The following is an 11,046-nucleotide window of genomic DNA, read 5'->3' as shown; positions in this document are numbered from 1 at the left end:
CGCCGGCAGCATGAGCGATCGGCTCCGACGATCCCCTTCCTTGTCCCCCCTCCCCTCGCGGGAGGGGGCCAGGGGGAGGGGGTTTTCGCGACCAGAGCAGGCGGACTTCCGAGCATGACCGACGTCGTCCTCGCCATGGAGGGGATCTCCAAGACCTATCCCGGCGTGCGGGCGCTGAAGGATGTCGGCCTGACCGTCCGCCGCGGCGAGGTGGTCGGGCTGATCGGCGAGAACGGGGCCGGCAAGTCGACGCTGATGAAGATCCTGGGCGGGGTCGAGGCCCCGACCGCGGGCACCGTCACCGTCGGCGGCACCCAGCACGCGGCCCTGACGGTGCCGGAGGCGATCGCCGCCGGCATCGCCTTCGTGCATCAGGAGCTGAACCTCTTCGACAATCTCGACGTCGCCGGCAACGTCTTCATCGGGCGCGAGCCGCGGCGCTTCGGTCCGCTGAAGCTGGCCGACACCGCCCGGCTGCACGCCGACACGCAGGTGCTGCTCGACCGGCTCAGCGTCGATTTCGGGCCGGCCACGCCGCTGGCCGAGCTGTCGATCGCCCAGCGCCAGATGGTGGAGATCGCCAAGGCGCTGTCGCTCGACGCCCGCATCATCATCATGGACGAGCCGACCTCGAGCCTGACCCTGACCGAGACCCAGACGCTGCTGCGGGTGGTCGGCGAGCTGAAGGCAGCCGGGGTCGCCATCATCTTCATCACCCACCGCCTGGGCGAGATCGAGGCCCGCGCCGACCGCGTGGTCTGCCTGCGCGACGGCCGCGTGGTCGGGGCGCTGGACCGCGACGAGATCCACCACGACCGCATGGTGCGGATGATGGTCGGGCGCGACCTGCGGGCATTGTACATTCCTCCTGCCGTCGCAGCGCAGCCGGACGCGGTCGAGATCCGCGGCGTGCGCACCGCGACCTATCCGGACCATGAGGTGACGCTGTCGGTCGGCCGCGGCGAGATCCTGGGCCTGGCCGGCCTGGTCGGCTCCGGCCGCACCGAGCTGGCGCGCGCCATGTTCGGCATCGACCGGATGCTGGCCGGCGAGGTCCGGCTGGACGGCAAGCCGCTGACCATCGGCACGCCGCGCGCGGCCATCGCCCAGGGCCTGTTCCTGGTGCCGGAGGACCGCAAGCGCAGCGGCCTGGTGCTGGACATGACCATCGCCGAGAACGTCACCCTGCCCGGCCTCAAGCGCGTCGCCCGGCGCTGGCTGATCGACGGCCGCGGCGAGACGAAGGAGGCCGAGGCCCAGCGCGAGAAGCTGCGCATCCGCACCCCGTCCGTCACCACCACCGCGCTGAAGCTGTCCGGCGGCAACCAGCAGAAGATCGTGCTGGCGAAATGGCTGGCGCTGCAGCCGCGCTTCCTGATCTTCGACGAGCCGACGCGCGGCATCGATGTCGGGGCGAAGTCCGAGATCTACCAGCTGATGCGCAACCTGGCCGACCGCGGCGTGCCGATCCTGATGATCTCCAGCGACATGGAGGAGGTGATCGGCGTCAGCGACCGCATCGCGGTGATGCATGAGGGCCGGATCAGCGGCATCCTGGGCCGGGACGAGTTCAGCGAGCCCAACGTGATGCAGCTGGCCGTCGGCCGGCAGTTGGCGGCGTGATGACGACGATGCGGCTTGGCCTCACCCGTAGGTTGGGTTCGCGGACGCGAACCCAACATCCCGCCGCCGGGACCAATGTTGGGTTCGCCCGGGCGAACCCGACCTACGACGCGGAAAAAAAGATGCCGGGAGGACGTCAGGGACGATGAGGAAGGAACTGGGGCTGGCGATCCTGATCCTGGTGATCGGCTGCGTCGTGGCGCTGCTGCAGCCGCGCTTCATCTCGACGGTGAACCTGGTGAACATGGCCAATCTGGTCGGCCTGTACGGGCTGTTCTCGATCGGCCAGGGGCTGGTGATCATCACCGCCGGCATCGAGCTGTCGGTCGGGTCGATGTTCGCGTTGATCGGCGTCGTCTTCGTCGACATGGTGGTGAACTGGGGCTGGTCCTGGCCGCTGGCCCTGGCCGCCGCCATCGCCATGGGCGGGGTGTTCGGCGCCATCCACGGCTTCCTGGTCGCCCGGATCGGCATCCAACCCTTCGTCGTCACCCTCTGCGCCCTGCTGATCTACCGCGGCGCCGCCCGCTACTACACCGACGACGCCACCGTCGGCTTCGGCTATGGCGGCGATTTCGACACGCTGGCGGCATTCGCCACCGGCCGCAGCTTCGGCATCCCCAACAGCTTCCTGGCCATGGTGGTGGTGGCGCTGGTGATGTGGGTGGTGCTGCACCGCTCGGTGTTCGGCCGCTACCTCTTCGCCGTCGGCAAGAACGAGGAGGCGGCGCGCTATTCCGGCATCAGCACCCGCACGGTGATCGCCTCCGCCTACGTCATCTGCGGGCTTCTGGCCGGCCTCGCCGCCGTGTTCCTGGCGTTCTACACCAACTCGATCCAGCCCTCGGCGCACGGCAATTTCTACGAGCTCTACGCCATCGCCGCGGCGGTGCTGGGCGGCTGTTCGCTGCGCGGCGGCGAGGGCTCGATCCTCGGCATCATCCTCGGCACCGTGCTGCTGCAGGTGCTGCAGAACCTGGTCAACCTGCTCGGCATCCCCTCCTCGCTCAACTTCGCGGTGATGGGCACGGTGATCCTGATCGGCGTGCTGGCCGACCAGCATCTGCAGAAGATGCGCGCCGCCCGCCAGGCCCGCGCCGTTCCCGCCGCGGCCGACCGCGCGCCGGCGGTTGCGGGATCGGCGCCGAAGCCCTGACCAGGACGGTCCCGACGAAACGGCGTGCGCCGAGGCACATCGAGGGTCATGATCATCCCGAGGCGTCACGGCTGACTGCGACGTCTCGGAAGGGAGCCGCCGATGTCCGCATCCGCGATGCCGACCGTGGCGATCGTCGAGCCGCCCGAGAGCGAGCGGGCCGTCGCCACCATCCTGCTGGCCTTCGCCGCCGACCCGATCGCCCGCTGGACCTACCCCGACCCGCAGCAGTACCTGCTGCACTTCCCGGGCTTCATCCGTGGCCTCGGCGGCATGGCTTTCGCCGACGGCACGGCCTGGCAGGTCGACCATAACGCCGGGGCGGCGCTGTGGCTGCGGCCGGGCGCCCATTCCGACGAAGCGGCTCTGGCAGCGCTGATCGACACGACCATCCCGCGGGAACGGCAGGCCGAACTCGGCGCCATGGTCGAGCAGATGTCCCGGTATCACCCCACCGAGCCGCACTGGTACCTGCCCCTGATCGGCGTCGACCCGCTGCACCAGTGCAAGGGTCATGGCGCGGCGCTGCTGCAGGCCGGATTGCGCCGATGCGACCAGGACCATCTCCCGGCCTATCTCGAATCGACCAACCCCGCCAATATCGGGCTGTACCGGCGGCACGGCTTCGAGATCATGGGGACGATCCAGACGGCGTCTTCGCCGCTCCTGACCCCGATGCGCCGCGCCGCGCGGTGACGGCGCAGCGGATGCGCGTCAGGCCGGCGCGGATCGGGCTGCCGGTCGCGGGATCGTCGCCGAAAGCGTGATATCCTCCCTGAAACACGGCGACTGCCGTCAGATGGGAGGCAATGATGCCCGAACATGGAACCTTCGTCTGGAACGAGCTGAACACCCGCGACCCCGAGGCCGCCCGCGACTTCTACGCCAAGACCCTGGGCTGGACCTTCGACTCCATGAAGATGGCGACCGGCGGCGACTACCTGATCGCCAAGATCGGTGACCGGATGGTCGGCGGCATCTTCGACATCCGGAACCTGCCCGGCATGGACCAGGTGCCGCCGCACTGGTTCGCCTATATCGAGGTCGACGACGTCGATGAGCGCGTCGCGGCGGCGCAGCTGGCCGGCGGCACCCTGATGCGCGACATCTTCGACGTGCCCGGCGTCGGCCGCATCGCCATCGTCCGCGACCCGACCGGCGCCGTCGCCGGCTGGATGACCTCGGCGCCCCAGGCCGGCTGAAGGCTACGGCCGGCCACAATCGGCACTGCTCCGGAATTGGGCAGCATCGATGATCCTGTGACCGGTTCTTGAGCGATCCGACGGGACAATGCCGCCGTCCGGGGCGGCTTTGTTCCGAGAACTCCCATGCCTTCTCTTCGACCGGCAGGTTGGCACGATTCCTGCGGGATGCGATCCGGCCACGAAGGCCGATTCAGCATCGCGTCCCGGAGCATCCATGGCCGACGTCAATCCACCGCTTGCAAGCTCGACCGCCACCGCCCAGCGGGCGCTGTGGATCTCGACCGTGGCCTTTACCCTATGCTTCGCGGTCTGGACGCTGTTCGCGATCATCGGCATCCGCATCAAGCAGGAGCTCGGCCTGAGCGAAGCCGAATTCGGCCTTCTCATCGGCCTGCCGGTGCTGACCGGATCGCTCAGCCGCATCCTGCTGGGCGTCTGGACCGGCCGGTACGGCGGCAGGCTGGTCTACACTGCGACGATGCTGTCGGCCGCCCTGGCGACGTTCCTGCTGTCCCGCGCCAGCACCTATCCGGAGATGCTGCTCGCGGGCCTCGGCGTCGGCCTCGCCGGCGGGTCCTTCGCCGTGGGCGTCGCCTATGTCTCGCCCTTCTTCCCGCCGGAAAAGCAGGGCACGGCGCTCGGCATCTTCGGCGCCGGCAATGTCGGCGCGGCGGTGACGAAGTTCCTCGCGCCCTTCGTCCTTCTGGCCTGGGGCTGGCAGGCGGTGGCGGAGATCTGGGCCCTGGCCCTCGCCGTCATGGCCGTCGTGTTCTGGTTCACCACCGGCGACGACCCGGATTACCGCAGGCGCAAGCTCCACGGCCATGCGCCGAAGCCCTTCCTGCAGGAATTCGCCCCGTTGAAGAATCCGCGGGTCTGGCGCTTCTCGCTGTACTACTTCTTCGCCTTCGGCGGCTTCGTCGCCCTGTCGCTGTGGCTGCCGCGCTATCTCGTCGGGGCCTATGGCTTCGATCTCGAGACGGCCGGCATGGTCGCGACCGCCTATTCGATCCCCGGCAGCGTCTTCCGCGCCTATGGCGGCGTGCTGTCGGACCGGATCGGCGCCAGGACGGTCATGTATCTGGTGTTCCTGGTCTCCGCCGTGGCGACGGCGATCCTCGCGCTGCCGGCGACACCGCCCTTCGCGATCGGCCCGGTCGTCTTCGTCGTCGCCGTCTTCGTGCTCGGCTTCGTCATGAGCCTCGGCAAGGCCGCCGTCTTCAAGCACATCGCCGCCTACTATCCCGACAGCATCGGGGCCGTCGGCGGGGTGGTCGGCATGGTCGGCGGGCTCGGCGGCTTCGTCCTGCCCGTCGCCTTCGGCGTCCTGAAGGACGTGACCGGCCTGTGGTCGAGCTGCTTCCTGCTCCTGTTTGTCCTCATCGCCGTCTCGCTGTGCTGGATGCATCGCACCATCCGCCGCATCCCTGCCTCCCCGGTCCGTGCCGGCGCATCGGCCTGACTCGACCCTGGGGCAGGTTTCGCGCCGGATTGACCTCGTCGGACCCGCCCCGTATTTTTGCCGTCATGCTTCGAGCCGCCTCCCATCGCCTGCAACAACGCCGCCGCATTCCGGCGGTCGCTGTCGCTTGCGCGCCCGGGACGAAGCTGCGGTCCTTCTGACCGGCGGCTGACGGCCCGACGCACGACGCCCCGCCACTCCGGCGGGGTTTTTCTTGATCCTCGCCGGCCCCTCCTGACTTCGGAGAGCCCGATGATCGACCCGCACCTCCTCCTCGCCTTCATCGCCACCGTCACCCTGGTCATGGTGATCCCGGGGCCGAACGTGGCCCTGATCGTCGCCAACAGCATCGCCTGGGGGCCGCGCACCGGCCTCCTGACCGTGTTCGGCACCAGCTCCGCCATGGTGCTGCAGCTCGGCCTCACCGCCCTCGGCATGGCGGAGGTCCTGGGCACCGCCGGCGGCTGGTTCGAGACGCTGCGCTGGATCGGCGTCGCCTATCTGGTCTGGCTCGGCATCGCCCATTGGCGCAGCCCGCCGGCCGACCTGGCCCGGATCGCGGCACAGCCGAAAGCCGCCGGCGCGATCTACGGCCGCGCCCTGCTGGTGTCGCTGACCAACCCGAAGACGCTGCTGTTCTACGGCGCCTTCTTCCCGCAGTTCGTCGACCCGGCGCGGCCGGCCGGCCCGCAGGTGGCGCTGCTGTCAGCCGTGTTCCTGCTGCTCGCCGTCGTTCTCGACGGCAGCTGGGCGCTGCTGGCCGGCCGCGCCCGGACCCTGCTGGCCCGCCACGGCCGGCTGCGGCAGAGGATCACCGGCGGCCTGCTGGTCGGCGCCGGCCTCGGCCTGGCGCTGGCCAGGGGGAAGTAGCGGGGCGCCCCGGACTCCTACGACAGATCGGCGTATGCTCATCTCAGTCGCGACGGAGGCCGGGTCATGCAGCTGCCGCGGAACGCGATCCTGCTGCGCATCTTCATCGGCGAGAACGACCGCCATGGCGGCCGTCCGCTCTACGAGTCGATCGTGCGAAGGCGCGCGAGGCCGGGCTGGGCGGCGCCACGGTGCTGCGCGGCCCGATGGGCTTCGGCCATTCCAGCCGCCTGCACACCGCCAAGATCCTGCGGTTGTCGGAGGACCTGCCGCTGATCATCGAGATCGTGGACGCGGAGCCGAAGATCGATGCCTTCCTGCCGGTGCTCGACGGCATGATGTCGAGCGGCCTGGTGACGCTGGAGAAGGTGCAGGTGCTGCAATACGGCACCGCCCGGGCCGAACCGCCCAAGGCCTGATGGCCGCTCCGGTCTATTCGGCGATCGTCAGCCAGGGCCAGCGGGCCTGATACGCTTCCGCCTTGGCGCGGAACAGCTCGGGCGACGGGTTCATCGGATTGGGCCGGAGGATGCCCTCGACCATGTCCTCCAGCCCGTTCGGGGCGTACAGCCGGCCGGTCGCCGCCTCGATGCCGATGCAGGTGCATTGCACGAGATAGCGGTCGATGCCGTCGGTGGCCGAGCGCAGCTGCGGATAAGCGCCGCCGAAGCGCTTCTGGTACCAGAGATGGACCCGGGCCTGGTTCTTGACCTCGACCGGCGCGCCGAGATCCGCGACCAGGGCGGCGGCCTCCCGGATCACCGCATCCTCCGCCTCCCAGGACAGGTCGCGGTCGTCGAAATAGAAGACGTCGTAATCCTTGACCGAATTCTCCGGCGGCTGGCCGCAACGCCGGTTCCACACCGCCTGGAACAGGCAGCCGGCGGTCAGGAAGCACTGCGGCTGGCCCAGCCGCGGCAACCGCTGCATCAACGCGGCGTTCACCGGGTTCTCCATCGCTTGGGCGATGACGGCCTCGGCCGAGATCGGCATGGCTGGACGGCCCGTCAGCTCCTCAGTCTTCCGGCCCTTCCGGCTTCGCTTTGGTGTCGAAGTCGAAATAGCGGAAGGTCGTCGTCATGTGCGGCGGCAGGGGCGCGGTGACGTCGATGGTGCCGCGCGTCGGGTGCGGCAGCACCAGCCGGCGGGCGTGCAGATGCAGCTGGCGCGGCAGCTCGGCCCCGGCGATCGCGGCCTTGCCGGCGCCGTACTTGCCGTCGCCCAGGATCGGCGTGCCCAGCGCCGCCATGTGCAGGCGCAGCTGGTGGGTGCGGCCGGTCACCGGCCACATCGCCACGAAGGCGGCGTGCCGGACCGCGGCCTCGACCACGGTGTAGTCGGTGACCGCGCGCTGCCCCTCCTCGTCGCCGTCCTCGACCACCCGGCCGACATTGCTCGGCGACCGCGCCAGGGCCAGGTCGATGCGGCCCTGATGCGGCTGCGGCACGCCCACCGTCACCGCCCAGTATTCCTTGCGGGTGGCGCGCTCGCGGAAAGCCTCGCTGAGCCGCCGCGTCGCCTTGGCGGTGCGGCCGATCAGCAGCACGCCCGAGGTCTCCTGGTCGAGGCGGTGGATCAGCCGCGGCCGTTCCTTCGCGTCGAACTGCAGATGGTCGAGCAGCCCGTCGACATGCGCCTTGACCTTGCCGCCGCCCTGCGTCGCCAGGCCGGACGGCTTGTTCAGCACGATCACGTCGTCATCGATCAGCAGGATGGCGCGCTTCAGCTCCGCCGCCAGGCCTTCGGCCTTCTCGGCCTTCAGCGGCATCGGCGCGCGCGGCACCGGCGCCTGGGCCGCGGCCTCGTCGAGCGGCGGGATGCGGACGGTCTGGCCGGCCTCCAGCCGCTGCGCCGCCTTGGCGCGCTTGCCGTCGACCCGGATCTGGCCGGTGCGCAGCAGCTTCTCCAGCCGGCCATGGGTCAGGCCCGGGAAGCGCTGGCGGAACCAGCGGTCGAGCCGCAGGTCGCCGTCGTCCTGCGTCACCGCGACGGTCTGCACCGCGCGCGGCGCTGGGTCGCCGGATCGCGGGGTGGCGCCGGCCGGAAGCTTCGGCGCAGGATGATCTTTGCGGGTCGACGGCGGGGCGGGCGTTCGGCTCATGCGGGTTGTGTAGCACGAGAGGGGATCGTCGCGTGGGGACTTATCTGTGGGTCGCGGCCGGCAGCGCGCTCGGCGGCATGGCCCGGTACTGGTGCTCCGGCTTCGTCGCCGAGCGCGTCGGCGAGACCTTTCCCTGGGGCACGCTGGTCATCAATATCGTCGGCTCCTTCGTCATCGGCATCTTCGGCGGCCTGACCGGGCCGGACGGGCGCTTCCTGGTCAGTCCGGACGTGCGGATCTTCGTCATGGTCGGGCTGTGCGGCGGCTACACCACCTTCTCCTCCTTCAGCCTGCAGACGCTGGCGCTGATGCAGGACGGCGAATGGGCCCGGGCCGGCGCCAATGTGGTGCTGTCGGTGATATTGTGCCTGATCGCGGTCTGGCTCGGCGTCGTCGCGGCCGGGGCGGTCAACGCGCTGAAAGGAGTCTGATGGCGCGAGTTTTTCCCGCCCTCCGTGCATAACATAGTATTATCATCCCTCAACGGGAGCGAGTCGGCTCATAAACCGGGGGAACAGGCGATGAGGCTGGGGATCGTGGCGGGGATCGTGCTGCTGGGAGTGCTGGCAGGCTGCGCGCCGAGGCCGCTGCCGCCGGACCCGACCGCCGAGGACCTGCTGGCCCACGGCGCCAAGCCGATCCCGCGCATGACCCTGCTCGAGCGGCTGAGCGACAAGACGGTCTACGGCACCTTCTCGGTCGACACCAACACCGACAAGGCCGGCGACGCCTGGACCGAATACTTCGCCCCCGACGGGCAGCTGTGGTACCGCGACCGGCGCACCACCTTCCACGGCCGCTGGCATGTGCCGGACGACCGGGACGAGCTGTGCCTGAGCTTCCGCGAGGGCGAGGACCGCTGCGCCCGGCTCTACGAGCTCGGCAGCACCCTCCAGTTCGTGTCCACCGCCCAGGGTCCCTATCAGGGCCGCGCCGTCTCCTACGCCGACAAGACGGCGGATGGCGACGTCGAGGGCTTCATCCCGAAGAAGCCGGAGCCGCGCAAGCGCCGGCCGCGGAAGTAGATCACCCCAGCGGCCACGTCACGCCGAAGCTGAACGGCGCCCACGGCGCGGTCGGCACCCCGGCCGCACGCAGCGCCGCCGCGGTCCAGACATTGCAGGTGCGCCAGGGGCGGTAGGTGCCGTGCGCCGCGTAGAACGCCTCGTAGGTCCCGGTTCCCGGCGGCGCCGCCGGCACGCCGCGCCCGTCCGGACCCAGCGCCGCGGTGCCGCGGATGAAGCCGATCAGCGCCGCCCGCCCCTCGCGGTCCAGCGCCAGCCGGGTGCAGCCCGGCACGCCCGCCGGGTCCAGCACATAGGCGACGTGCAGGGCGGTGGGGCCGCCGCCGAACAGCGCCGCCATCGCGGTGCGGAAGCGGAGATCGGCCCAGCTCGGGGTCTCGCGGTAGAAGGTCAGGTCGCCCCAGCCGAAGGCGACATGCAGGTTCGGCACGAAGGCGACCGGCACCGCATCCGGGAACACCGCGGTCCAGTCGACCAGCCCGTCCCGCGCCGGCAGCACGATGTCGGTGTGGGTCAGCGTGGCGCAGACATAGGCCGGCGGATCGCTCGCGGCAGCGGCCTGCGTCCGGCCGCCGAGCGGCACCAGGGCGAGCGCGAAGGCGACGCCGACATAGAGTACGGCGAGGCCGAGCAGCCCCGCGGCCAGGGCGGCGGCGGTCGCCAGAGCCAAGCGCAGCGCCCTCATCCGCGTACCCCGAAGATCCAGCCCTCGGTGCGCGCGGTGGCAGGGTCGAGGCCCGGCGGCGACCAGACGGCGGGGTCCGCCGCCAGCGCCCGCAGCCCGGCTGCGGCCACCAGCGCGTCGGTGGCGTGGTCGGTCAGCGGATCGGGCGCCGCGGCCGGCCCGCTGCCGAGCCGCGCCAGCGCGGCGTCGAGTTCGGCGCGGTCGCGCACCTTGGCGCTGGCCGTGCGGCCGGCGCGGCGCCAGAACAGGCGCGGGAAGATCTCGACCATGACCAGCGGCTGTGCGGCCGGCGCCTCGAACGGCCACACCGCCAGCCGCCCGTCGAGCCGGCTGCGCAGGTGGTGCAGCACCCGCATCCCGGCCAGCGCGCCGGGCCCGACCGTCTTCGGCCCGAACTGTTTGAACGGGCTGTCCGGCGCGCCCAGCCGGTCGCGGCGGCAGGCCAGCTCGGCGGCCCGGTGCGGCTCGACCCAGCCGGCCGGGCGCGGCCCGCGATGCCAGAAATCGGCGGCGTAGTCGGCGTGGCGGGCGAAGCCGGCGCCATGGAAGTCCGGCGCGTCCCCCGCCACCCGGTCGACCAGCGCCCACAGCGCCCGGGCGTCGCCGCCCGGCGGCAGATAGCCGGCGGCAACGGCGAAGGGCAGCGAGAAGGCGCAGTCGATCCCGGCCAGGATCCGATCGCCACCGTCGAGCCGGGCCTCGAGCCATCCGGCCACGGCGGTGCGGGTCCAGCGCCGGCCGACAGGGGGCAGCAGCACCGGCCCGCCGGCGCCGGCCCGGCACTCGGCAACGGCGATGCCGTCATAGGCGCCGACGGCGCCGGACCAGTCGACGGCGATGAAGCGGTCGAAGATGGCAGGGATGGCCTGTTCGCTACGGGGTGTCACGCGGACCACGCTCGGTGCAAAGGCAACGCCGG

The 11,046-nt window shown here is 70.8% G+C and carries 12 protein-coding genes and 1 pseudogene; 9 read left to right on the top strand and 4 right to left on the bottom strand.

Going from position 1 to position 11,046, the window contains the following annotated elements:
- Nucleotides 1-114: 114 nt before the first annotated feature.
- From ACFW16_RS28850 to ACFW16_RS28820, 7 genes and pseudogenes are all read left to right on the top strand, one after another.
- Nucleotides 115-1,623 carry a sugar ABC transporter ATP-binding protein gene (locus tag ACFW16_RS28850; RefSeq protein WP_380311652.1) on the top strand — a complete coding sequence of 503 codons (1,509 nt, stop codon included), beginning with the start codon at nt 115-117 and terminating at the stop codon, nt 1,621-1,623.
- A gap of 145 nt (nt 1,624-1,768) precedes the next feature.
- Nucleotides 1,769-2,779, top strand: a complete 1,011-nt coding sequence (locus tag ACFW16_RS28845) for an ABC transporter permease (RefSeq protein ID WP_380311650.1) — start codon at nt 1,769-1,771, stop codon at nt 2,777-2,779.
- 102 nt (nt 2,780-2,881) lie between these two features.
- Nucleotides 2,882-3,475 (top strand): GNAT family N-acetyltransferase, encoded by a 594-nt coding sequence (locus ACFW16_RS28840; protein ID WP_380311648.1) that lies wholly within the window; start codon nt 2,882-2,884, stop codon nt 3,473-3,475.
- Nucleotides 3,476-3,591: 116 nt separating this feature from the next.
- The gene (locus ACFW16_RS28835; RefSeq protein WP_380311646.1) at nt 3,592-3,981 is read left to right on the top strand and encodes a VOC family protein; all 390 of its coding nucleotides are present in this window, start codon (nt 3,592-3,594) and stop codon (nt 3,979-3,981) included.
- A gap of 217 nt (nt 3,982-4,198) precedes the next feature.
- Nucleotides 4,199-5,446 (top strand): nitrate/nitrite transporter, encoded by a 1,248-nt coding sequence (locus ACFW16_RS28830; protein ID WP_380311644.1) that lies wholly within the window; start codon nt 4,199-4,201, stop codon nt 5,444-5,446.
- A 252-nt stretch (nt 5,447-5,698) separates the two neighbouring features.
- Complete coding sequence (locus tag ACFW16_RS28825) at nt 5,699-6,316, top strand: LysE family translocator (RefSeq protein ID WP_380311642.1); 618 nt, start codon at nt 5,699-5,701, stop codon at nt 6,314-6,316.
- 66 nt (nt 6,317-6,382) lie between these two features.
- A pseudogene (locus ACFW16_RS28820) lies at nt 6,383-6,735 on the top strand (DUF190 domain-containing protein).
- Between the two features lie 13 nt (nt 6,736-6,748).
- Here ACFW16_RS28820 and ACFW16_RS28815 read toward each other — a convergent pair.
- A complete protein-coding gene (locus ACFW16_RS28815) occupies nt 6,749-7,309 on the bottom strand; it encodes a nucleotidyltransferase family protein (RefSeq protein ID WP_380311640.1) in 561 nt (186 codons plus the stop codon).
- Nucleotides 7,310-7,331: 22 nt separating this feature from the next.
- Complete coding sequence (locus tag ACFW16_RS28810; protein ID WP_380311639.1) at nt 7,332-8,300, bottom strand: RluA family pseudouridine synthase; 969 nt, start codon at nt 8,298-8,300, stop codon at nt 7,332-7,334.
- Between the two features lie 149 nt (nt 8,301-8,449).
- Here ACFW16_RS28810 and crcB point away from each other — a divergent pair, with 149 nt between their 5' ends.
- Nucleotides 8,450-8,848, top strand: coding sequence for a fluoride efflux transporter CrcB (gene crcB, locus ACFW16_RS28805; protein ID WP_380311637.1), 399 nt, complete (start codon nt 8,450-8,452; stop codon nt 8,846-8,848).
- 90 nt (nt 8,849-8,938) lie between these two features.
- On the top strand, nt 8,939-9,442 hold the full coding sequence (locus ACFW16_RS28800; protein WP_380311635.1) for a hypothetical protein: 504 nt from the start codon (nt 8,939-8,941) through the stop codon (nt 9,440-9,442).
- A 1-nt stretch (nt 9,443) separates the two neighbouring features.
- Here the strand turns inward: ACFW16_RS28800 and ACFW16_RS28795 are convergent, their stop codons facing one another.
- Together ACFW16_RS28795 and ACFW16_RS28790 are read right to left on the bottom strand one after the other, a co-directional pair.
- The gene (locus ACFW16_RS28795; protein WP_380311633.1) at nt 9,444-10,127 is read right to left on the bottom strand and encodes a DUF2459 domain-containing protein; all 684 of its coding nucleotides are present in this window, start codon (nt 10,125-10,127) and stop codon (nt 9,444-9,446) included.
- Nucleotides 10,124-11,014 (bottom strand): hypothetical protein, encoded by an 891-nt coding sequence (locus ACFW16_RS28790; protein WP_380311631.1) that lies wholly within the window; start codon nt 11,012-11,014, stop codon nt 10,124-10,126. The genes ACFW16_RS28795 and ACFW16_RS28790 overlap by 4 nt, the downstream gene beginning before the upstream one ends.
- Nucleotides 11,015-11,046 lie beyond the last annotated feature (32 nt).

Source organism: Inquilinus sp. NPDC058860, from assembly GCF_042743185.1.
In the GTDB taxonomy this organism is placed as follows: Bacteria; Pseudomonadota; Alphaproteobacteria; order DSM-16000; family Inquilinaceae; genus Inquilinus.
The sequence above is the reverse complement of the archived record's forward strand: the minus strand, read 5'-3'. Positions and strand labels throughout refer to the sequence as shown.